The sequence below is a fragment of the Actinophytocola glycyrrhizae genome (assembly GCF_042653545.1).
Taxonomy (GTDB): Bacteria; Actinomycetota; Actinomycetes; order Mycobacteriales; family Pseudonocardiaceae; genus Actinophytocola; species Actinophytocola glycyrrhizae.
This window is the reverse complement of record NZ_JBHSIS010000022.1, coordinates 281,259-302,347: the sequence shown is the minus strand read 5'-3', so window position 1 is coordinate 302,347 and position 21,089 is coordinate 281,259. Positions and strand designations below refer to the sequence as shown.

25 protein-coding genes are annotated in these 21,089 nt (G+C 72.7%); 12 read left to right on the top strand and 13 right to left on the bottom strand.

Annotation, left to right across the window (positions count from 1 at the left end; all coding sequences use genetic code 11):
• Window positions 1-44: 44 nt before the first annotated feature.
• Entirely contained in the window at window positions 45-902 is an 858-nt protein-coding gene (locus ACFPCV_RS32450; protein WP_465251577.1) for a hypothetical protein, read from the top strand.
• Here ACFPCV_RS32450 and ACFPCV_RS32445 read toward each other — a convergent pair.
• Together ACFPCV_RS32445 and ACFPCV_RS32440 are read right to left on the bottom strand one after the other, a co-directional pair.
• A complete protein-coding gene (locus ACFPCV_RS32445; protein WP_378060572.1) occupies window positions 857-2,074 on the bottom strand; it encodes a Fic family protein in 1,218 nt (405 codons plus the stop codon). The genes ACFPCV_RS32450 and ACFPCV_RS32445 overlap by 46 nt on opposite strands.
• A 266-nt stretch (window positions 2,075-2,340) precedes the next feature.
• On the bottom strand, window positions 2,341-2,994 hold the full coding sequence (locus ACFPCV_RS32440; protein WP_378060570.1) for an enoyl-CoA hydratase-related protein: 654 nt from the start codon (window positions 2,992-2,994) through the stop codon (window positions 2,341-2,343).
• Between the two features lie 178 nt (window positions 2,995-3,172).
• Here ACFPCV_RS32440 and ACFPCV_RS32435 point away from each other — a divergent pair, with 178 nt between their 5' ends.
• A complete protein-coding gene (locus ACFPCV_RS32435; RefSeq protein ID WP_378060568.1) occupies window positions 3,173-4,090 on the top strand; it encodes a 1-phosphofructokinase family hexose kinase in 918 nt (305 codons plus the stop codon).
• Between the two features lie 9 nt (window positions 4,091-4,099).
• The gene (surE, locus tag ACFPCV_RS32430) at window positions 4,100-4,867 is read left to right on the top strand and encodes a 5'/3'-nucleotidase SurE (RefSeq protein WP_378060566.1); all 768 of its coding nucleotides are present in this window, start codon (window positions 4,100-4,102) and stop codon (window positions 4,865-4,867) included.
• A 143-nt stretch (window positions 4,868-5,010) separates the two neighbouring features.
• On the opposite strand, the gene ACFPCV_RS32425 is transcribed toward surE, so the two are convergent.
• On the bottom strand, window positions 5,011-5,748 hold the full coding sequence (locus ACFPCV_RS32425) for a copper homeostasis protein CutC (RefSeq protein WP_378060564.1): 738 nt from the start codon (window positions 5,746-5,748) through the stop codon (window positions 5,011-5,013).
• A 75-nt stretch (window positions 5,749-5,823) separates the two neighbouring features.
• Between ACFPCV_RS32425 and ACFPCV_RS32420 the strand changes: the two genes are divergently transcribed.
• Genes ACFPCV_RS32420 through ACFPCV_RS32400 form a run of 5 tightly spaced genes read left to right on the top strand, consistent with a single transcriptional unit; the run spans window position 5,824 to window position 9,784 of the window.
• Window positions 5,824-6,351, top strand: a complete 528-nt coding sequence (locus tag ACFPCV_RS32420) for an RNA polymerase sigma factor (RefSeq protein WP_378060561.1) — start codon at window positions 5,824-5,826, stop codon at window positions 6,349-6,351.
• The gene (locus ACFPCV_RS32415; RefSeq protein WP_378060559.1) at window positions 6,348-7,115 is read left to right on the top strand and encodes a zf-HC2 domain-containing protein; all 768 of its coding nucleotides are present in this window, start codon (window positions 6,348-6,350) and stop codon (window positions 7,113-7,115) included. The genes ACFPCV_RS32420 and ACFPCV_RS32415 overlap by 4 nt, the downstream gene beginning before the upstream one ends.
• A 10-nt stretch (window positions 7,116-7,125) precedes the next feature.
• Window positions 7,126-7,905 (top strand): ABC transporter ATP-binding protein, encoded by a 780-nt coding sequence (locus ACFPCV_RS32410; protein WP_378060557.1) that lies wholly within the window; start codon window positions 7,126-7,128, stop codon window positions 7,903-7,905.
• A complete protein-coding gene (locus ACFPCV_RS32405) occupies window positions 7,902-9,212 on the top strand; it encodes a hypothetical protein (protein WP_378060555.1) in 1,311 nt (436 codons plus the stop codon). Before ACFPCV_RS32410 ends, ACFPCV_RS32405 begins: the two co-directional genes overlap by 4 nt.
• Window positions 9,209-9,784, top strand: a complete 576-nt coding sequence (locus ACFPCV_RS32400; RefSeq protein ID WP_378060553.1) for a hypothetical protein — start codon at window positions 9,209-9,211, stop codon at window positions 9,782-9,784. The genes ACFPCV_RS32405 and ACFPCV_RS32400 overlap by 4 nt, the downstream gene beginning before the upstream one ends.
• Before the next feature lie 62 nt (window positions 9,785-9,846).
• Here ACFPCV_RS32400 and ACFPCV_RS32395 read toward each other — a convergent pair whose 3' ends face one another.
• On the bottom strand, window positions 9,847-10,590 hold the full coding sequence (locus ACFPCV_RS32395) for an AraC family transcriptional regulator (RefSeq protein ID WP_378060551.1): 744 nt from the start codon (window positions 10,588-10,590) through the stop codon (window positions 9,847-9,849).
• Window positions 10,591-10,652: 62 nt separating this feature from the next.
• Between ACFPCV_RS32395 and ACFPCV_RS32390 the strand changes: the two genes are divergently transcribed.
• The gene (locus tag ACFPCV_RS32390) at window positions 10,653-11,213 is read left to right on the top strand and encodes a TIGR03086 family metal-binding protein (RefSeq protein ID WP_378060549.1); all 561 of its coding nucleotides are present in this window, start codon (window positions 10,653-10,655) and stop codon (window positions 11,211-11,213) included.
• 115 nt (window positions 11,214-11,328) lie between these two features.
• Here the strand turns inward: ACFPCV_RS32390 and ACFPCV_RS32385 are convergent, their stop codons facing one another.
• The 6 genes from ACFPCV_RS32385 to ACFPCV_RS32360 all read right to left on the bottom strand — a co-directional run bounded on the left by ACFPCV_RS32385 (window position 11,329) and on the right by ACFPCV_RS32360 (window position 16,447).
• The gene (locus ACFPCV_RS32385; RefSeq protein ID WP_378060547.1) at window positions 11,329-11,715 is read right to left on the bottom strand and encodes a VOC family protein; all 387 of its coding nucleotides are present in this window, start codon (window positions 11,713-11,715) and stop codon (window positions 11,329-11,331) included.
• A gap of 64 nt (window positions 11,716-11,779) precedes the next feature.
• The gene (locus tag ACFPCV_RS32380; RefSeq protein WP_378060545.1) at window positions 11,780-13,006 is read right to left on the bottom strand and encodes an RNA polymerase sigma factor; all 1,227 of its coding nucleotides are present in this window, start codon (window positions 13,004-13,006) and stop codon (window positions 11,780-11,782) included.
• Window positions 13,003-13,413 carry a YciI family protein gene (locus ACFPCV_RS32375; RefSeq protein WP_378061171.1) on the bottom strand — a complete coding sequence of 137 codons (411 nt, stop codon included), beginning with the start codon at window positions 13,411-13,413 and terminating at the stop codon, window positions 13,003-13,005. Before ACFPCV_RS32375 ends, ACFPCV_RS32380 begins: the two co-directional genes overlap by 4 nt.
• A 96-nt stretch (window positions 13,414-13,509) precedes the next feature.
• On the bottom strand, window positions 13,510-14,469 hold the full coding sequence (locus ACFPCV_RS32370; protein WP_378060543.1) for an NAD-dependent epimerase/dehydratase family protein: 960 nt from the start codon (window positions 14,467-14,469) through the stop codon (window positions 13,510-13,512).
• A gap of 13 nt (window positions 14,470-14,482) precedes the next feature.
• The gene (locus tag ACFPCV_RS32365) at window positions 14,483-15,328 is read right to left on the bottom strand and encodes a sigma-70 family RNA polymerase sigma factor (protein ID WP_378060541.1); all 846 of its coding nucleotides are present in this window, start codon (window positions 15,326-15,328) and stop codon (window positions 14,483-14,485) included.
• Window positions 15,329-15,397: 69 nt separating this feature from the next.
• On the bottom strand, window positions 15,398-16,447 hold the full coding sequence (locus tag ACFPCV_RS32360; RefSeq protein WP_378060539.1) for an aldo/keto reductase: 1,050 nt from the start codon (window positions 16,445-16,447) through the stop codon (window positions 15,398-15,400).
• A 112-nt stretch (window positions 16,448-16,559) separates the two neighbouring features.
• On the opposite strand from ACFPCV_RS32360, the gene ACFPCV_RS32355 reads away from it, so the two are divergent.
• Window positions 16,560-16,928, top strand: a complete 369-nt coding sequence (locus ACFPCV_RS32355) for a Rid family hydrolase (protein ID WP_378060537.1) — start codon at window positions 16,560-16,562, stop codon at window positions 16,926-16,928.
• On the opposite strand, the gene ACFPCV_RS32350 is transcribed toward ACFPCV_RS32355, so the two are convergent.
• Complete coding sequence (locus ACFPCV_RS32350; RefSeq protein WP_378060535.1) at window positions 16,910-17,437, bottom strand: YceI family protein; 528 nt, start codon at window positions 17,435-17,437, stop codon at window positions 16,910-16,912. The two genes, ACFPCV_RS32355 and ACFPCV_RS32350, sit on opposite strands and share 19 nt — an antisense overlap.
• On the bottom strand, window positions 17,434-18,030 hold the full coding sequence (locus ACFPCV_RS32345) for a class I SAM-dependent methyltransferase (RefSeq protein WP_378060533.1): 597 nt from the start codon (window positions 18,028-18,030) through the stop codon (window positions 17,434-17,436). The genes ACFPCV_RS32350 and ACFPCV_RS32345 overlap by 4 nt, the downstream gene beginning before the upstream one ends.
• A 107-nt stretch (window positions 18,031-18,137) precedes the next feature.
• On the opposite strand from ACFPCV_RS32345, the gene ACFPCV_RS32340 reads away from it, so the two are divergent.
• Together ACFPCV_RS32340 and ACFPCV_RS32335 are read left to right on the top strand one after the other, a co-directional pair.
• Window positions 18,138-19,256 (top strand): sensor histidine kinase, encoded by a 1,119-nt coding sequence (locus ACFPCV_RS32340; protein ID WP_378060531.1) that lies wholly within the window; start codon window positions 18,138-18,140, stop codon window positions 19,254-19,256.
• Window positions 19,253-19,897 carry a response regulator transcription factor gene (locus ACFPCV_RS32335; protein ID WP_378060529.1) on the top strand — a complete coding sequence of 215 codons (645 nt, stop codon included), beginning with the start codon at window positions 19,253-19,255 and terminating at the stop codon, window positions 19,895-19,897. Before ACFPCV_RS32340 ends, ACFPCV_RS32335 begins: the two co-directional genes overlap by 4 nt.
• Window positions 19,898-20,101: 204 nt before the next feature.
• Here the strand turns inward: ACFPCV_RS32335 and ACFPCV_RS32330 are convergent, their stop codons facing one another.
• Window positions 20,102-21,076, bottom strand: coding sequence for a glycerophosphodiester phosphodiesterase family protein (locus ACFPCV_RS32330; protein WP_378061170.1), 975 nt, complete (start codon window positions 21,074-21,076; stop codon window positions 20,102-20,104).
• Between the last annotated feature and the right edge of the window lie 13 nt (window positions 21,077-21,089).

Here is a 21,089-nt window from a genome sequence, read left to right as displayed (position 1 = left end):
ACGCCAGGCCGTCATTGACGGTGGCAGGTCGTACGGTGACGCAGGTGGGTGACATGTCGGAGCACCAACGCGTCCTCGACCTGATCCAGGCGGTGGACCTCGACGGGCAGGAGCCCGCTCGGGTCCTGGCGTGGCTCGCCGCCCGTCGGGCGGATGTGGTGGCCGCGGTCCTCGCGTGTGATCGCGAAGGAGCGCGTGGACTGGGGACGCGGCTGGCGGCGGCGGTCTGGCCCGCTGCCCGGCTCGTGCGGGAGCCGCGGTGGTGGACCGAACTGGCCGAGGCCGGGGAGGCGCTCGCCGTCGCCGACCGGGATCCGGTGGCGTTGGCCGACCTGCTGCACCTGGGTGCGGCGACGTTCGCGGAGTACGGCGACCGCGTGCGGGCCGAGGAGCGGTGGGTGCGCGCGCTCGCGGTCACGCGCCGCGAGGGGTTGCCGGGGCAGGACCGGGTGCTGAGCGCGCTGGGTTCCCTGTACCGCGACTGGGGTCGGCTGGGGAAGGCCGTCGACGCGTACCTCGGGCTCGTGGACGTGCGCCGCGGCGCCGGTGATCCGGCCGGGACGGCGGCCGGGCTGGCCGAGGTCGGCACCACGATGCACGCCGCGGGCCGGGTGCGTTCGGCCATGGACCACTTCGACCAGGCCGACGAGCTGATGGGCCGGACAGGCGCGGCGCCCGCGGACCACGCCCGCGTTCTCGTGTGGTGCGGGCGCACGCGGTGGGAGCAGGGCCACCACGCCGCCGCGCGGCGCCGGTGGAGCCGGGCACTGGCCATGCTCGTCGACGTCGACGAGGACGCGGCGAACCGGGTCCGTGCGCTGCTGGCGACCGAGCCGGAAGACGACCCGGACTTCCCCTACCTCTCGAACACCTCGTCGTCGCCCTCCGGCGGGGTCGGGTAGCTCAACTCGAAAAGGTCCAGCACGTCCGGGACCGTGAAAACCTGCGGGTGGCCGCGCCCGTTCATGCTGCGCACCACGCCGAGCCGCTGGAGTTGTTTCGTCAGGCTGGCGGCCTGTTGCACCGTGATTCCGCAGCGTTGCGCTATCTGCAGGTTCGTGGTGATCGGGGTGGCGGCGAGGTCGCGGGTGACCCGCACGATTCCGTCCATGCGCCTGCCGATCCTGCCGAGGTGTTCCTCGCAGATTCCTTCGACCCGGTCGATGAATCGCAGCTGGTTCCGGCACAGGTCCGCGACGCCCTCGGCGAAGAATACGAGGAATCCGTCGAGGTCACCCTTGTGCACCATGTCCAGAATCCGGTCCCGGTATTCGTCCCGGTGCCCGCTCAGCCATTCCGAGACGGGCAGCAGCGGGTCGGCGAGCGCGCCTTCCCGAATGAGCGCGAGCGTGATGTACAGCCGGGAGAGGTGGCCCGCGTGCGCGACCGGCGAGAGCACGGACAGCTGGTAGTGCCCCAGCGCGACCCTGGCCAGCAGCGGCGCCTCGCAGCCGGAGTCCACCCACGCCGACCACTGCATGCCACTGGTCTGCAGTTCGGCGCCCGGCGGTGCGGCGACGAGGTAGGCGTCGCCTGGATCGGGGCCACCAAGCCAACCCGGGCTAGTGCGCCACGACACCTCGGTCACCTCGTCGCCCTCGATGTGCCCCAGCGACGCTGCCGTGCCGTCGAGGATCGAGCCGAGCTGACCGAGCAACGCCAGGTTGATCGAGCCGCCCGCGCGGACCCAGGCCACCGCCTCGTCGTTGGCGCGCAGATATCGCCGCAGACCGAGGTCGACCGCCGCCGTTCCCGCCGCACCCGGCAAATCCGCGATGAGCAGTTCCCGCAATGCTCCGAACACGCCGCCGAGTTCTCCCGAACCCTGCACGTCGCGCAGCTGCGCCAACCGCACGAGCCCGGCCCGGTTGGGCAACCGCGCCGCGGCCTCGTCGAGCCTTCCAATTGCCTGTTCGGCCTCCGCGAGAATGCGGTAGGTCTGGGGCAGCAGCCGCACCATGGACGGCAATGGCCGCGGCAGGAACGCCCCTTCCATGCGCACCCGAGGGGGAATGCCGTCGATGCCTTCGGCAAGGAACCAACGACCCGTCTCGGCGGGCATTGCGTCAGGCATGGCGGAAAGACTGGCCGACCGGACCGAAAATCGGCAAACCTTTCAAAGTCCACACGCAAGATCACCATCCAGGAATCCGCACCGGTCCGGGGGCGAAGCCCGGGTGATCCACCTTCGGCGACGCCAAGGTCGCCACCACGAACGGCAGGCCCTCCCCTCCAGACCGCGCCACCAGACTCCCGCACCTAGTCGAACAAATGTTCGAGACGATGTCAAGGTCGCGGCGGATCAAGGAGGCAAGGGCACGACGGGACCGGAAGTGACCGTTACGCGGTCTCGCGCAGGGCGGCCAGCGGACCGACGTACATCCGCGCCTTGATCGCCATCAGGGTCTGCGGGTTCTTGCCCGCCAGCGGCCGGGCCCGGTCCAGCGCGGTGGTCAGCACCGCCGCCGCCGGGACCGCCGCGTCGACCAGGCCCGCCGCCGCCGCGTCCGTGCCGCCGTAGCGGCGGCCGGTCGTCATGGCCTCGTGCGCGGTCGCGGGGGTGAGCTTCGACTGGATCAATGCCGCCATGCCCGGTGTGAACGGGATGTTGATGTCCACCTCCGGCAGGCAGAAGAAGCCCCGGTCGGCACGCATCACGCGGAAGTCGTGGGCGAGGGCCAGCATGGCACCCGCGGCGAACGCGTGGCCGGGGATCGCGGCGACGGTGGGAACCGGGAACTCCAGCATTCTCGCCAGGAGGGCATGGACGCCCCTGACATAGCTCGCCAACTGCTCGCCGTGCTGCCCCAGCCAGTCGAGGTCGAGCCCGTTCGAGTAGATCTTGCCGCCGGCCGTCGTCACCAGCGGGGCCGGCGCGTTCTCGACCTCGTCCAGCGCGACGTTCACCGCCGCCAGCCAGTCCGGGTGGAAGCGGTTCTCGCCGTCTCCCAGATCGAGCACGTAGACGTCGTCATCCCGCTTGAGCGTTGGCATGCCGTCACAATACTGGCGAGTAACTTAGTCGGCCAGCATCGGCAGCCAGCGCCGTTCCCGCAGGACCCCCTGCACCGCGCTCGGGATCCGGGCAGGCGCACCGCCAGTTCGTCGCCGAGGTCGCGTCAACGGAGTAGTTCCGCGCGGGGGTGGGTATGTCCCCTTCGTGACTCAACGGGTGAGTGTGTTCGCGCCGTCCCCTCAGCTGACGGTGACGGTGGAGGATCTCGACGGCAGGCCGGACGTTCACCTGCACGCGGGCGGGCAGGGCTTCTGGCAGGCGCGGATGATCACCGCGCTCGGCACGCCCGTCACGCTGTGCTGCGCGCTCGGCGGCGAGACCGGCCGGGTGCTGCGGCACCTGCTCGCCGAGCAGGACGTCGAGGTGCGGGCGCGGGAGGTCAACGCGCGCAACGGCGCCTACGTGCACGACCGCCGCGACGGCGACCGGTCCCAGGTCGTCGAGCAGCGGCCGGACCCGCTGACCCGCCACGAGCTGGACGACCTGTACGAGCTGGCCGTGATCTCCGGGATGGACGCGGGTGTCGCGGTGCTGAGCGGCTCCGTCGGCGAGTCCTGTGACGAGGTCGTGCCCGTGTCGGTCTACGAGCGGCTGACCACCGACCTCGTGCGCAACGGCTGCCGGGTGGTCGTGGATCTGGCCGGTGGCAGGCTGTCCGCCGCGGTCGCCGGAACGCCGACCGTGGTGAAGGTCAGCCACGAGGAGCTCATCGAGGACGGCCGCGCCGACGACGACAGCGTCCGCGCGCTCACCAAGGCGGCCCGGGCGATCGTCGACGACGGGGTGGAGCTCGTGGTCGTGTCCAGGGCCGCGGAGCCCACACTCGCCGTGCGCGGGGACGCGGAACTGCTGGTCGCCGGGCCGTCGCTGGAGCCGGTGGACACCAGGGGCGGCGGCGACTCGATGACCGCGGGGATCGCGGCCGCGTTCGCGCAGGGCAAGGACTTCGAGGACGCGCTGCGGCTCGGCGCGGCGGCCGGGGCGCTCAACGTCACCCGGCACGGGCTGGGCAGTGGCAGCGGCGACGCCGTGCGAGCGCTGACAGAACGGGTAGAAATCACCTCAGCGGGGTAGCCGAGGGGTATGGGCCCGCGCGTACTGGTGACGAACGACGACGGCATCGACTCCCCCGGTCTGGTGGCGCTCGCGCGCTGTGCGAGCGACCTCGGCTGGGAAACGGTGGTGGCAGCGCCATCCGAGGAGTCCAGCGGCACGAGCGCTGGACTCACGGCGGCGAAGGACCACCGGCAGGTCGCGGTGGAACGCAGAACGCTGCCGGACCTGCCCGACGTCGAGGCGTACGCGGTGGCCGCGCACCCCGCGCTGATCGTGCTCGCCGCATGCCACGGCGGGTTCGGCGAGCGGCCGGACATCGTGCTGTCCGGGATCAACCGGGGCGGCAACGTCGGTCGCGCGGTGCTGCACTCCGGCACCGTCGGCGCCGCGCTGACCGGTGCCGTCAACGGCGCCCGCGCGTTCGCGGTGTCGCTGGACCTGCCGCTCAACCCGGACCTGAACCCGACGTGGGACCGCGCGGCGCGGGTCGCGCGGGAGCTGCTGCCGGTGGCGATGGACCTGGCGCCGGGTGCGGTGCTCAACGTCAACGTGCCGGACGTGCCGGACGTGAAACCGGCGCGGTGGGCGCGGCTCGCGAGCTACGGGCGGGTGCAGCACAAGGTCACGCAGCTCGGCGAGAGCGAGATCGAGGTCGGCAGCGTCGAGGTGGACGGCGAGCTGGAGCCCGGCACCGACGCCGCGCTGCTGGAGCAGGGGTACGCGACCGTCACGCCGCTGCGGTCCGTGCACGAGGACGAGACGCTGATGGGCGGCGCCCTGTCGCGACCCGACTAGACGATTGATTCCGTGAAGTCGCTTACGCCACCGTCGTGGCAATGCCCTGAAAGGCGCGTTCAGGGCGCTGGGCGCCCTGAACGGCCCATTCACGGCACTCGTTCTTTCACGGCGCCGGACCGGTCCGCTCGCCAAGGCCCAGGTCACCTGTTCTTCGCGGAATCAGTCGGCCAGGTCTTGCATAGTGCGGTTACCTCGTCCGGGTCGGTCTCGAAGTGGTCGTGACCGGCCGGTACCCCGGCACCCGCGTACGAGACCTCACCCCCGGCGGCGTGACCGACCGGGCGGCGCGGGGCCGCGTGCACGTCGTCGACACCGGTCGCGGCGACGACCCGGGCGGCGTTCGCGGCGCGGACCCCGCCACCCGCCATGACCTCGATCCGGCCCGCCGCCTGCGCGACCAGGTCCTTGATCACCGGGGCGCCGTCGAGCGCGGAGCGGCGGCGGCCGGACGTCAGCACTCTGGTGAAACCCAGTGACACCACGTCGTCCAGCGCCTGCCGGGAGTCGGCGCTGACGTCGATCGCGCGGTGGAACGTGGTCTGCATGCCCGCCGCGGCGGCCACGAACGCGGCACAGGCGTCGTCGACGCGGCCGTCGTCGGTGAGCGCGCCGACGACGACCCCGGTCGCCCCGTGTTCGCGCGCTACCGCGATGTCGCGGACGATCACCGCCAGCTCGTCGCGGTCGTAGCGGAAGTCGCCCGGCCGCGGCCGGACCAGCACGTGCACCTCCACCAGCGCCGACGCCGCCTCGATCAACGCGGCGCTCGGGGTGAGCCCGCCGTCGGACAGGCCGGCGCACAGCTCCACGCGTGCCGCTCCGGCCGCCGCCGCGACCCGTGCGCCCGCCACCGACTCGACACCGATCTCCACCCGCATGACGACGAGTATCCAGCGTGACGCAGGCCACATCGATTCGAGAACCTGGGGCGCGGGGTGGTCGTCTAGCCGGATATGTGTGACGAGGAGGAGCTCGTCCGGCGGGTGGCGACCGGGGACCGGGCAGCGTTCGAGCAGCTGTACCGGCGGACGTCGCCGTGGCTCGCGGTGCGGCTGCGGCGGCGCTGCGCGGACGACCAGATCGTCGCCGAGGTGCTGCAGGAGACCTACCTCGCGGTGTGGCGGGCGGCAGGCGGCTTCGCCGGTGCCGCGGTGAACGGGTCGGCGGTCGGGTGGTTGTGGACGATCGCGGCGCGGCGGCTCGTCGACGCGTTCCGCAGGCGCGCCAAGGACAGTGCGGTGCCGCTGGCCACCGAGCCGGTGGCGCCCGCAGCGGAGGACGAGGCACTGTCCGCTGTGGTCGGTGACCGGGTGGGCGGTGCGCTCGACCGGCTCGCGCCGGAGCTGCGGCAGGTGCTGCAGGCGATGGTGGTCGACGGGCTGACCGTCCGCGAGACGGCGGCGTTGCTCGGGGTGCCGGAGGGCACGGTCAAGACACGGGCACGCAGAGCGCGCCTTGCGATGCGGGAGGCACTGTCATGACGTGGCACGCGTCCGACGAACTGCTGCGCGGCTACGCGGCCGGGGACGACCTCGCCGCCGACGTCGTCTGGGCGGTCGAGGTGCACCTGGAGAGCTGCGCGGCCTGCCGGGCCCGGCTCGCGGCCGGCGCGGACGCCGTCGCCCCGCTCCTTGACCAGGTGTGGGCGAACCTCCACCCGTCGCCGGCACCGGCGCCGACGCGCCGCGGCCGGTGGCTCGCCACCTGGGCCACGCCCGCGATGGCGCCGTGGCTCGTCATGACGGCCCTGGTCACGCTGCTCGCCCTGCTCGCCGACCTGCTCATCCCGCGGCCGTTCCCGTCACTCGCCCTGCTGCTCGCGCCGATCGCGCCGGTGGCGGGAGTCGCGGCGGCGTGGGCACGCGGGCTCGACCCGGCCCACGAGCTGATCGCCGCCACCCCGAGAGCCGGGCTGTACCTGGTGCTGCGCCGCACGCTCGCGGTCCTCGCGGTGGTGATCCCGCTCCTCGCGGTCACCACGTGGACCTCGCCGCTTCGGTGGCTCCTGCCCTGCCTCGCGTTCACCGTGGCCACGCTCGCGCTCGGCGGCTTCGTCGGCGTGCGCCGCGCGGCGGTCACGCTGGTCGGCGGGTGGGGGGTGCTGGTGATCGGACCGAGCCTCGTCACGGCCCGGCCGCCCGCCGTGCTCGAACCGGCCGCACTGGGGGTCTGGGCGGCCGTCCTGGTGATCTGTGCCGCCGTCGTCCGGTTGCGCTCAGGTGTCTACACGCGACTCGAGAACTGAAGGAGTACACATGCCTCGCATGGTCAGTGCGGCCGAGGTCGCGCCGACGACCTACCCGTTCGAGATCCACGCGCAGGGGCTGCGGGTCCGGGCCGGGCGGCGGATGGCGGTCGACGGGGTGGACCTGTCGCTCGCCACCGGCGTCCACGGGCTGCTGGGCCCCAACGGCGCGGGCAAGACCACGCTGATCCGCGCGCTCGCGACCGTGCTGCGGCCGGCGGGCGGCGACCTCGCGCTGCTCGGCGGCGCGGACCTGCGTTCCGTACGCCGCAGGATCGGCTACCTGCCGCAGGAGTTCGGCTACTACCGCCGGTTCACCGTGCGCGAGTTCGTCGAGTACCTGGCCTGGCTGAAGGAGATGCCGAAGGCCGACGTGCCGGACGCGGTGCAGCGGGCGATCGACCGGGTCGGGCTGACCGACCGGGCCGACCACCGGCTGAAGACGTTGTCCGGCGGCATGGTGCGGCGGGCGGGCATCGCGCAGGCGATCGTCAACGACCCGGCGATCCTGTTGCTCGACGAGCCGACCGCCGGGCTGGATCCGGCGCAGCGCATGCAGTTCCGGCAGCTGCTGCGGGAGTTCGCTGACGACACGTGTGTCGTGGTGTCCACACACCTCGTCGAGGACGTGGCCGCCGCGTGCACCGACGTGGTGCTGCTCGACGCGGGCCGGGTCGTGTTCCAGGGCGCGGCGGCCGGGCTGGCGGCGGCGGGCACCGACGCCGACCCCGGCGACAGCCCGATGGAGCGTGGCTACTCGGCACTGCTGGCGCGGGGGGCCGGCCGATGATCCTGCGCACCGAACTGCGGCGCTCCACCGCGCCCGTGCTGGGGATCGGCCTCGTGGTCTTCTCCCTCGGCCTCGTCTACTCGCTGACCGGGCCATGGATCCACGGCACCGCGCCGTGGAACGAGCAGTGGACCGGGCTCGCCCAGTGGACCCGCTACCTCACACTGTTCCTGTGGCCGCTGGTGCTGGGGATCGGGGCGTGGCAGGGGTTGCGGGACCACCGGTCGCGGGTGACCGAGCTGTTCGCGGCCACCCCGATGGCCCCGTGGCGGCGGCCGCTGCCCACCGTCGGCGCGGTCGCGGTCGCGCTCACCGCGGGCTACCTCGTGCTGCTGGTCGTCGGCGGCGTCCAGGTGGCGGCGAACACGAGCTACTTCCACCTCAGGTGGTTGCCGGTGGCCGGGGTGATGGTGCTCGCACTGACCGGGATCGCGTTGCTGGGCTTCGGGATCGGCAGGCTACTGCCGTCGCTCGTCACGCCGCCGGTGCTGGCCGTCGCCGCGCTCGCGGCACAGATCGCGGTGCTCCAGCAGGGGTGGCCGCTGCTGCTGACGCCCGCGTTCGACGCGCCGGACATCACCGCGTTCACGACGGTTGCCGTGCCGGTGTCGCTCACACAGGCGTTGTGGTTCACGGGAATCGGCGCCACCGGCTTCCTCCTCGCGGTCGCGGTGCGGGCGCGGGCGCGGTTCGCCGCGCTACTGCCGGTCGCGCTGGCCGCCGCCGTCACCGTGCCGGTCCTGTCCGCTGTGGACAGTCCGGTGGTGGCCGACGCGGACGCGATGGCGCTGGTCTGCGACGACGACGGGCCCCGCGTGTGCGTCCGCAACGTGCACGCCGACCACCTGCCCGCCCTCACCGGACCGGCCAGGGAAGCGTTGGCGCTGCTGGGAAAGCTCCCCGCGCCGCCGACGTCGGTCACCGAGTTCCCCGCCGCCGGCGACTTCCGGTCACCGTCGCCGGAGGTGGTGCCCGTGCTCTTCTTCGCGGGACCGGTGACCGACCCGGAATGGGTCAGGCTCACCGTCCTCGCCGGTGCGGGGACCCCGCCGTGCGACAACACCACGGACTGGGAGGTGGCGAGGGACCAGGAAGCCGCACGCATCGTCGCCGCGTCGTGGTTCACCGGGGAACTGGCACCGGTGCCCGGCTCGCGGTACGTGTGGGACACCGCGCAGGACGACATCCACGCGGCGTGGCAGGGCCTGCGGTCGCTGCCCGCCGCCGAGCAGACGGCGCGGGTGGCCGCCTACCGGGACGCCGCGCTCGACTGCCGTGGCGGTCTGTCCACTCTGGTCACGCCATGAGATGGCTCGTGCTGTACGTGCGGTCCCGAGGGGCGGCGGCGAGCACGGGGATCGCGCTCGCGGCCGCCGCCGCCCTCGGCGGGCTCGCCGCGGCAGGCGAGGCGGGGTTCACCCGGACCGTGCTCACGTTGTTCGCCGTGACAGTCGTCGTGTCGGTGGCGGCGACCTCGCTCGCCGGACCGGACCCGGCGCTGGAGCGGACCGCGGCGCTGGACTGGCGGTGGCGCAGGGCCGTCCACGCGGTCGCGGTCGGGGTGCTGGCGAGTGCGGTGGCCCTGCTGGGGGTGGTCACCGACGTGCCATCGGACGTGGTCGTGCGCAACGCGACCGGGCTGGCGGGCCTGGCGGCGCTCGGCGTCACCGTGCTGGGTGGCGGGCTCGCGTGGTGCCTGCCGATGGGGTGGGCGGTCACCGCGGTGACCGCCGCGCTCGCCACGCGAACCCCGCCCGCGCCGCTGCTGACGTGGCCGGTGCAGCCGTCGGGCACCGGCGCGGCCACGGTCGCCGCGTGCGTGCTCGGCGCGGTGGGCCTCACGGCGTACGCACTGGCCGGACCATCGACGCGAAGCTAGTCCTCGCCCGCCTTCCACGGCGACCCACCCCGCAGAGTGGGTCGACTCCACCGAACCGATCGCTAATAGCGCTGGGCGTACCAGGTCGGGGGTTCGCCGAACATGCTCTTGAAGTCGCGGATGAAGTGGCCCTGGTCGGCGTAGCCGAGGTCGGCGGCGAGTGCGGCCCAGTCGATCTCGCCGCCGGCCGCCATCCGCTCGGTCACCTCGTGCAGGCGGTAGCGGCGGATCACCCATTTGGGTCCGATGCCGACGTACTCGGCGAACAGCCGCTGCAGCCCGCGCACGCTCGTGTCCAGCTGCTCGGCCAGCGTCTCGACCCGCGTCACCCCGGGCTGGTCCGCGATGGCCGCCACCGCGTCGGCGGCGGCGGCCGCACGCGGGTCGGGTGCCGGCAGGCGCGCCAGCAGGAACCGCTCCACCTCGGCGGCGTCCGGCCGCTTTGGCACGTCCGGCCCGAACACGTCGGCGGCCGGCACGACCCTGTCGGTGATCGTCGAGACCGGCGCACCGAGGAACGGCCGGAAGCAGCCGGGCCGGAACGCCACGCCGAACACGCTGCCGCGGCCTTCCAGGACCTTGATCCGGTACCCGCTGACCACGCCGTTGACGTCCGCGCGGCCCTCGCCGAACGACAGGTGCACGTTCGGGTACGGCACGATCTTCTGCCGGTAGGGCTCCTCGTAGTCCCAGTCCACGGCCCAGTACCGCGCGACCCACGGGCGCAACGCCTCGGCAGGCTCCGGGGACGCGTGCCGCTGGTACCGCGTCCACGCGCCCCCGACCTCGCGGACGTCCCTCTGCACGGACCGAGTCTATGTCGCGTTCTTCCAATACCGCCCGCGTGCCGCCGTCCTAGCCTCGCCGCATGTCACACATGTCCACCTCGGCCGACGCTCTGGCCGACATCGTCCGCGCCATCAAGCCCGGCCAGCTCACCGACCCGACGCCGTGCGCGGAGTTCGACGTGCGGGAGCTGGTCCACCACCTGCTGTACTGGGGCCCGTCACTGGAAGGCGCCGCCCGCAAGGAGAACGTGCCACCGTCCGATGTGGAGACCGCGGACTGGCGCGGCGCCCTGCTCGCGCAGCTGACCCGCACGGTGGCGGCATGGGCGCCCGCCTCGGCGTGGGAAGGCACGACGAGCATGGGGCCCGCCAGGGTGGTGGGCGAGATGGTCGTCGGCGAGTTGGTCGTGCACGCGTGGGACCTCGCGCGGGCCACCGGTCAGTCGCTCGACCTGCCCGCGGACCTGCTCGCGTACGTGTACGACGGGGTGGCGGCCGGTGCTGATCAGGGCCGCGAGATGGGACTCTACGGACCGGCGGTGCCGGTGCCACCGGATGCGCCGGTGCTCGACCGGATTCTCGGCCTGACCGGCCGCGACCCGGCCTGGGTCGGTGCCGCGGCTCCTTCGGCTGCTCGCTGACCCACACCGCCGCCGGAAATCGGCGGCGCCCGTAGCAGCACGTTCACCGGATCGGGTGCGTCCTGCGGGGCGTCGCCGAACAGCGTCCGCTGGTGGACGGTGGCCGTCCCGGTGCCTACTCCGTCATGTCCTGCGGGTACCAGCGCAACTCGACGGTGTTGCCGTCCGGGTCGGCCACGTACACCGACGTCGCCTGCCCCCGCGCGCCGGAGCGGCTGACCGGCCCCTCCAGCACGGTGAACGTGCCGGAGTCGATCACCTTCTGCCAGTCGAGCGGTTCCACCACCAGGCAGAAGTGGTCCACGTTCGATTCCCCACGCGGATTGCTCATCAGATCGAGGATCGTGTTCTCGTTCACCCGGACCGACGGGAACCGCACCTTGCCCGCTCGCCACTCGTCGACCCGCTCCGCCGCCAGGCCGAGCGGACCGGTGTAGAAGTCAAGTGATCGCTCCACATCCGTCACGTTCAGCACCAGGTGATCGAAGCCCACAACACGCATGATTTCCTCCCAGAATACGATCCCAACCGGCCCGGACTGTACAGGTGCGAGATAGACCGCCGAACTATTCCCGACCCGCGTTGTGCGCGATTGCGGCTGCCTTCATCCGCAGGTAGCGCTGTTCCTGCAAGGAATGCGTGCGCTGCGCCGCCTCCTGGTACGCGGCCAGCGCGCCCGTCATGTCCCCCGACATCTCCAGCAGGTGGGCCCTGGCCGAGTGGAGCCGGTGGTGGTCGGCGAGCCGCTTGTCGTTCGCCAGTTCCTCGACCATCGCCAGCGCGGGCGCCGGGCCGCGTGCCATGGCGACCGCCACCGCGTGGTTGAGCGCGGTCATCGGACTGCCCGTCATCGCCGTCAGCACCCCGTACAGCGCCTCGATCTGCGGCCAGTCCGTCTCCTCGGCCGTCGGCGCCTCGTCGTGGAGTGCCGCGATCGCGGCCTGCAGCTGGTACGGACCGGACGGGCCTGCCGACATCGCGGCCGTCACCAGCTCGACGCCCTCCTCGACGAAGTCCTTGTGCCACAAGGAACGGTCCTGGTCGGCGAGCGGGACGAGCACACCGTCCGCGCCGACGCGCGCGTCGGCGCGGGCGTCGGTGAGCAGCATCAGCGCGAGCAGCCCGGCCACCTCGCCGTCGCGTGGCATCAGCCGGTGGACGACGCGGGTCAGCCGGATGGCCTCCCGGGACAGCTCGGCGCGGTACGCCGACGGGCCCGCCGTGCTCGCGTAGCCCTCGGTGAAGATCAGGTACAGCACGCTCAGGACCGCCGCGAGCCGTTCGTCGCGGTCGGCGGGCATGCGGAACGGCACACCACTCGCCTTCACCCGCTGCTTGGCACGCGTGATGCGCTGCGCCATCGTGGGCTCGGGCACCAGGAACGCCCGCGCGATCTCGGTCGTGGTGAGACCGGCGACCGACCGCAGCGTGAGCGCGATCTGCTGCGCCAGCGGCAACGCGGGGTGGCAGCACATGAACAGCAGGATCAGCGTGTCGTCGGCGTCCTCCGCGTCGGCGGCGGGTGCGGCGGCAGGCAACGTCCACGTGTCCTCGCGGCGCTGCCGGGCCCGCTCGTTGCGCAGGAGGTCGGTGAGCCGCCGGGACGCGACCTTGACGAGCCACGCCTTCGGCCTGTCCGGCACGCCGGTGTCCGGCCAGGTCGTGGCCGCCGCGATCAGCGCCTCCTGCACCGCGTCCTCCGCGGTGCCGAAGTGGCCGTAGCGGCGGACGACCGCGCCGAGGACCTGCGGCGCGAGCTCACGCAACAGGCCCTCGGTCGCGGCGGCTGTCATGAGGTGATGTCCTCCATGCCGTCCATGATCGGCCGGATGTCGACGTAGCCGCGGGCCTGGACGTGGGCGGGTGCCGGGGTGGCCGCCAGTCCGGCGGCGATCTCGGTGGCCCGGTCGTAGCTCACGCAGTCGACGATCGTCAGACCGACGACGACCTCGGCGGTCTCCGCGTACGGGCCGTCGGTCACCACGGTCTCACCGTCCTTCTCGGCGACCCGCCGCGTCAGCACGGGTGCGGCGAGGCCGTGGGCCGCGACGAACTCGCCGGACTCGACCAGCTCGTTGGTCCACCTGCCCATGAACTCGCCCATCGCGGCGACCTCGTCGGCGGTCCACGCCCGGCCGGTCGCGCCGTCCTTGCCCGCCATCGCGTCGTAGTCGGCCTGCGAGGCGTAGTGGAGGATCATGTACTTCACGGCTCTGTTCTCCCATCGAAGTCGGTGTCTCGTCCGGGACGTCGAGACCACCACTCCCACGGACGACAGCTACTTGCGTGACGTAGGTCACAGAGGTGGCACGCGGTCGTGGGCCACCAGCCACTCGAGTGCCTCCCGGACCGCGTCGAGGGAGCCGTACCTCGGCCGGTAGCCCAGCAGCCGTTCCGCCTTCGCGATGCTGCTGTTCGGGCTGTGCGCGATGTGGTCCCAGGTGAGGTCGGCGACGTCCGGCTCGACGGTCTCCCGCCACCGCTCCCACGGCAGGAACGCGAGGTTCGCCGCCCTTCCGTACCAGCCCGCGACGCTCTCGGCGAAGCCACGCAGGGTCAGCGCGGCCGGTGAGACGACGTGGAAGCTCTCCCCGACCGCCACCGACCGGTTCGCCATCGCCGCGGTGAACGACTGGGCGACGTCGTCGGCGTGCACGTGGTGCAGCGTCTCCATGCCGAGGTTCGGCAACGCGACCTCGTCTCCCGCCGCCAGCGCGCGGTACACGCCGAGGTCGAGGTTGCCCGCCGGGTTGACCGGCACCCAGCCTGGGCCGCTGATGTGCCCGGGGTGCAGGAGGGTCGCCGGGAAGCCGTGCCTGCGTGCCTGGTCGAGCAGGTAGGCCTCGATCTCCGCCTTCCGCACGCCGTACTCGCCGAACGGGCGGCGCGGCGCCTCCTCGGTGGTGGGCACAGCCACGCTCGGGCCGTGCACCCAGATCGTGCCGCAGTGCAGGAAGTGCTGGACCCGGCCCGCGAGTGCCTCGACCAGGTGCCGCGCGCTGTCGGCGGTGAAGCAGATCAGGTCGATCACCACGTCGGGTTCGAGGTCGCGGACCCGTGCGCCGAACGTGCCGGCCGCCTCCTCGGCAGCCCGGTCGGCGACCACGGTCGTGACCGCCGACCACGCCCCGTCCTGCCGGTACGGTGTCGCCCTGCCCCTGGTCAGGACCGTCACCTCGTGCCCGGCCGCGACGAGCCGGGGCACGAGGTAGCCGCCGATGTGCCCGGTGCCGCCGAGCACCACAACATGTGTCATGCCGCGATCGTGCTCAGTCCTCGATGCCGATGTCCAGCCGCGCGACGGTGTCCGGGTCGGCGAGCAACTCCAGCCCGGTGACCGTGTCGCCGTCGAACGTGAAGCGGACGGCCACGCGGACCTTGCCGCGCGGCGCCCACACCGCGCCCGGCAGGCCGTCTAGCAGGGCGGGCCGCGCGTCGCGTGCCCGGCCGGAGAAGTCGCGGGCGACCGCGTCCGCGCCGACGACCTCGCGGTTGCCGCCCATGCGGACGGCCACGTCGTCGGACCGCAGCGTGGCGTCCGGGTCCAGCAGCGCGACCAGCCCGGTGAAGTCCCCGCCCCTGGACGCGGCGAGGAACGCCCGCACCACCTCGCGGCGGCGGGCGACCGGCCCACCCGGTGTGTCCGCGCCCCGCACCCGTCGCCTGGCCCGGCTCGCGAGCTGCCGCGTGGCGGCCGGGGTGCGGCCGACGACGGGCGCGATCTCGTCGAAGGGCACGGCGAACAGGTCGTGCAGGACGAACGCCAGCCGCTCGGCAGGCGCGAGCGTGTCGAGCACGACCAGCAGCGCGAGCCCGACCGAGTCGGCGAGTACGGTCTCGTCCTCCGGCCCGCCTGCCGCGGCGGGCTCCGGCAGCGACTCGACGGGCTCCTCGCGGCGCGACCTGGCCCGCAGCATGGTCAGGCACACGCGGGCGACGACGGTGGTGAGCCAGCCGGTCAGGTTCTCGACCTCGCCGGTGTCCGAGCGCGCGAACCGCAGCCACGCCTCCTGCAGGGCGTCCTCGGCCTCGCTCGCCGAGCCGAGCATCCGGTACGCCACGGCCCGCAGGTGGTCCCGGTCGGCCTCGAACCGCGCGGCCAGCTGCTCCTGCATCACACCCCCACCTTCTCGCCGGGTCATGTCATCACCCCTGACCTGCCCCGGCGAGGAAGTGTGACGGGGTCAGGCCGCCGCGCGCTCCCCTGCCGGGCGGCGGCGCAGCCGGGCCTGCGTCAGCACCGGCGGCAGCCACGCGCCGTCCGCGCGGTAGAGGTCGGTACCGGGCGGGACGATCTCGTCGACGCGGTCGAGCGTCGCGTCGTCCAGCTCGACGGACGCACCCCGCACCGTGGCCGCCAGCTGGGCCATCGTGCGCGGGCCGATGATCACCGAGGTGACGGCCGGGTGCGCGGCGGCGAACGCGACCGCGAGTTCCGGCAGCGTGCACCCCAGCCCGTCGGCGACCTCGACGAGCTGCTCCAGCGCGTCGAACTTCGCCTTGTTCTCCGGCAGCGCGGGGTCGAACCGGAACGGGGTGATCGCCGCGCGCCCCGTCGTCAGGTCGATGTCCTCGCCGCGGCGGATCCTGCCGGACAGGAACCCGGACGCGAGCGGGCTCCAGGTCAGCACGCCCAAGCCCAGCCGGGCCGCCGTCGGCAACACGGTCGTCTCGATTCCGCGTGCCAGCAACGAGTACGGCGGCTGCTCGGTGCGGAACCGGTGCAGGCCGCGGCGTTCCGCGACGTGGTGGGCCTCGACCATGTCACCTGCCGGGAACGTCGAGCTGCCGAACGCGCGGACCTTGCCCGCCCGCACGAGGTCGGTCAGCACGGACAGGGTCTCCTCGATGTCGGTCGTGTGGTCGGGGCGGTGGATCTGGTAGAGGTCGATCCAGTCGGTACCGAGCCGGCGCAGGCTCTGCTCGACCTCGTGGACGATCCAGCGCCGCGAGTTGCCGCCGCGGTTGGGTCCCTCGCCCATCGGGAAGTGGACCTTGGTGGCGAGCACGACGTCGTCCCGCCTGCCCTTGAGCGCCTTCCCGACGATCTCCTCGGACTCGCCCTTGGAGTACATGTCGGCGGTGTCGACGAAGTTGATGCCCGCGTCGAGTGCCGTGTGGATGATCCGGACGGCGTCGTCGTGGTCGGCGTTGCCGACCGAGCCGAACATCATCGCGCCAAGACAGTGGACGCTCACCTCGATGCCGGTGCCGCCGAGTACGCGGTAGCGCAACGTTCTCTCCCCTCGGGACCTGCTGTGTCCGGGGGACGGTACGAGCTGGAGCGAACTCCAGGTCAAGCGCGCGGGCCGGGGATCGTCGGCGGTGGCGGTTACCGTCTCCGGCATGCGCGAGAACTACCCCTCCGGCGGTGACTTCGAGGACGTGTACGGCTACTGCCGTGCTGTCCGCGTCGGCGACCACATCCACGTCGCCGGGACCTGCGCCCGTGCCCTCGACGGCACGGACACCTACACGCAGGCGAAGGAAGCACTGTCGATCATCGAGGCGGCGTTGGAGGAGGCGGGCAGCGGCCCGGCGGCCGTGGTGCGGACCGTGACGTACGTGACCGACATCGGTGACCGACTGGAGGTGGCCAGGGCACACGCCGAGATGTTCGGCGACGTGCGCCCGGTGGCCACCCTCGTCGAGGTCCGCGCGCTGGTCGACCCGCGCATGACGGTCGAGATCGAGGCCTATGCGATCGAGACCTGAGTCGCGGACAGCGACAACGAGAAGCGCAGCCGCCTGCCGGTCATGCCCTTCATCGCGGTGACACCCCACGCGTAGCGGTCCACCTCGGCGCTCGCCCGCAGCCGCAGGCGGTCGTCGAGCACGCGCACCTCGTCGACCCGCACGTCGAGCGGTTCCGCGCGGCCGCGCACGGTCAGCGTGCCGCGCAGCACCCAGCCGCCGTCGCGGACCACGCCGTCGGCCGTGAACGTGATGTCGGGGTGCGCCGCCACGTCGAGGTACTGCTTGGAGCGCACCGTCTTGTCGCGTGCCGCGGCGCCGGTGTCGAAGCTGGCCGCGTCGATGGTGGCCCGCACCGTCGAGGTCTCGACGGGCGATGCGACGTGCACGGTGCCGTCGCGGAGCCCGAACGTGCCACGCACCGGGCCCAGCCCGAACATGTGCCGGGTGGCGAACGAGATCGTCGACTCGCCGGGGTCGATGCGGTACGTGCCCGCGGTCGGGACCTCCACGGTCTCGGTGCTGGTCATGCGATACGTCCTTCCAGGTCGCACCGGCGCCACGCGGCGCCGGCGAGGTGCGGGATCCCGGCGCCGAGCGGCCCGGGCAGGTCGAAGCGGTGCAGGTCGACGACGTCGAACCCGGCACGGGTGATGGCAGGACCGGTCTCCCTGTTCGGCCTGCAACGCACGCCGAAGAGCCCGGTGAGCCCGGCGACGAGGTCCTGCCCGCGCCGCGTCCACGTGCCCCGTGGCGCGGCGGCGTGCTCGGCGAACAGGAACCGGCCCCCGGGCCGCAGTACGCGGTGCACCTCGGCGAGCGTGGCGGCCTGGTCGGTGACCGAGCACAGTACGAACGAGCAGACTACGGCGTCGACGCTCCCGTCGGGCAGCGCCAGCTCCTCGGCGCGGCCGTCGAGCACCCGCGCGGACAACCCGAGGCGGGTCGCGGCGGCACCGGTGCGCCTGCGTGCCGCCGCGTCGGGCTCGACGGCGACCAGCCGCACGTCCGGCTGGTAGTGCCGCAGGTTGACACCGTCGCCGGGCCCCAGTTCGAGCACGGTGCCGCGCAGTGCGCCGACCAGTGCGGGCCAGAGCGAGGTTCGCGGAACTGTCGTGGTCATGGCGGTAGCGTCGCGTGCCGGGGCGGGTGGGCACATCGACCGGCAGGCGGGTTCGGATTCGACTTTGGTCGATGGTCGCCGCACCGTCCGGCTCGTACCCTCGGTGCGTGGAGTTCCGGCTGTGCGGCCGCAAGCTGTGGCTGACGATGACGCTGATCGCCGTGTTCCTGGTGGCGATCGTGTACGGCGACGTCAAGGCCGGGAGCTCGACCGCCATGACGGCGCTGGAGATCGCGGCGGCGGTGACCGGGCTGGCGTTGTTCCCGCTGCTGTTCTCGCGGCCGATGACGGTCACGGTGGTCGTGCTGGCGCTGGCGCTGGTCGCCGCGACCGGCACGCCGTTCGCGAACATCGCGACGCTGCACATCGCGCGGAGCAGGCCGCTGCGGGTGGCGGCCGTGGTGGCGGCGGCGGGTGTCGTCGTCCACGCGGTGCGGGGGCTGTGGCAGCCGACGAGCGGGCTGTCCTACGGCTGGTGGCTGACGCTGGTGATCGTCCTGCACGCGGGCCTGGTCGGATGGGGCCAGCTGGCGGCCGCGCGGGCGGCGGTGATCTCGTCGCTGCAGGAGCGCGCCGAACGCGCGGAGGCCGAGCAGGGCAGGCGGGTCGCGGAGGCGCGGTCGGCGGAACGCGCGGCGATCGCACGGGAGATGCACGACGTGCTCGCGCACCGGCTGTCGCTGCTCGCCACCTACGCCGGTGCGCTGGAGTACCGGCCGGACCAGCCACCGGAGCGGCTGTCCCAGGCGGCCGGCGTGATCAGGACGACCGTGCACCAGGCGCTGAACGAGCTGCGGGACGTGATCGCGCTGCTGCGCGACGAGCCGGACGACCTGGCCGGCCCGGTGCCCGCGCTGGCGGACCTGCCCTCGCTGGTGGCGGAGTCGAGAGCGATCGGCACCCCGGTGGAGCTCCGCGGCGAGGTCGGCCTGAGGGAGGTGCCTGGCACGACGGGCCGGACCGCGTACCGGGTGGTGCAGGAGGCGCTGACGAACGCACGCAAACACGCGCCCGGCCAGCCGGTGCGCATCGCGCTGGACGGCGAGCCGGGTGCCCGGCTGCACATCGACGTGTCGAACCCGCTTGGCGCCACGTCGTCGATCCCGGGCACCGGCACCGGCCTGGTCGGCCTGACCGAACGGGTGCGGCTGGCGGGCGGCAGGCTCGACCACCACAGCACCACGACGGAGTTCCGGGTGTCGGCGTCACTACCGTGGCCGGCATGATCCGGGTCCTGATCGTCGACGACGACGCGCTGGTCCGCGCGGGCCTCACGTTGATGCTCGACGGCGCCGACGGCATGCGGGTGGTCGGCGAGGCTGGCGACGGCGACCAGGTCCAGGCGGCGCTGGACGCCCACCCGACCGACGTGGTGCTGATGGACATCCGCATGCCGAAGGTGAACGGCATCGCCGCCACGGCGAGGGTCCGGACCAGGACCGGCCCACCCGAGGTGATCGTCCTGACCACGTTCGACTCGGACGAGAACGTGCTGCGGGCACTACGCGCGGGCGCGAGCGGCTTCCTGCTGAAGGACGCGCCCCCGGCGGAGATCGCGGCCGCGGTCCGCAGGGTGGCGGCAGGCGAGCCGATGCTGTCGCCCGCGATCACCCGCCGCCTGATGGACCGTGCGGCGACGGAAGCGGGCGCGTACACCAGGGCCCGCACGGCGCTGGCCACCCTGTCGGCCCGCGAACACGACGTCGCGGTCGCGGTCGGCCAGGGGCGCACGAACGCGGAGATAGCAGCGGAGCTGCACGTCAGCGTGGCGACGGTGAAGTCCCACATCACGCGGGTGCTGACCAAGCTGTCGGCGGGCAACCGGACACAGATAGCCCTGCTGGTCCACGACGCCGGCCTGGTCTGAGGCCCCTCGCGGCGGCATCCGGTTGCGGAAGGTCATCCGCAACGAGTGTTCCTCGCCATTTCCGGGATCGTCGCGCTCGTCCTCGGCCTGCTGCTGATCGCGCAGCCCGCAGAAGGGGCGATCGCGCTGGTCGTCGCGATCGCCACCTTCGCCACCGTCTGGGGGCTCACCCTGGTCGTGCTCGGGTTCCGCCTCCGCCGACTGCTAACGCAGACCGGCCCGCCTAGCCACCTTCACCAGCAGCCCCGGGTCGTCGGAGATCAGGCCGTCGACACCGAGCGCGATGACGCGGTCCATCGTCGCCTCGTCGTTGACCGTGTACGGCACGACCTTCAGCCGGTACCGCTGCTGCAGGGTGGCGACCGACGGGCCGTGGTAGTACGCCGGGTCGGTGCGCAGGTACCAGTCGGGCGAGGCGAAAGGACTCTGCGCCGGGTCGTGGACCTGCCAGTTCGACGACACCGTCGACGCACCCGAGGCACGCACCAGCTTCCCGAGGTCCTGGTGCTTCCACCAGTCCAGCCCGCCGGTCCACGGGCTCCTCACCGACGGGTCGCCGTACTCCGCCCGCAGCGAGCACTCGTCGGCGAGCGACCGGCACTCGGCCGGGCCGTACTGCCACACCAGCGCGACCGTCTCGATCCTCGGGTCGAGCTGCCGCGCGTACCGGATCGTCCGCCAGTCGAACGACTGGATCGTGGCGCGCCCGGTCCAGCGGTCCAGCGCACGCACCAGCTTGCGCGTGAACTCCCGGTGGTCCGCGGTGTCCGCCACCAGCGGGCTGATCTTGGTCTCGATGTTCAGCCGGATGTCCGTGCGGGACCCGGCGAGGTCGAGCACCTCCTGCAGTGTCGGGATCCGCTCCCCCGGCACCGGCTGCTGGTCGGGCAGCTCCGGCAGCGTCTTCGACCCGCAGTCGATCGTGCGCAACTGCTTGAGCGTCAGCTCCCGGATCGTCCTGCCGACGTAGGGGAACTCCGGGTCACCCGGCGTGGCCGGCGCGGTGTCGACGCAGTGCGAGCCGTTGACGGTGCGGTCGTGGCTGACCACCAGCACGCCGTCCTGCGTGACGCCCGTGTCGAGCTCCAGCGTGGACACGCCCGGCATGGACAGTGCGTTGCGGAACGCGGCGAGCGTGTTCTCCGGCAGGACCGCGCGCCCGCCGCGGTGTGCCTGGATGTCGAACGGCGAC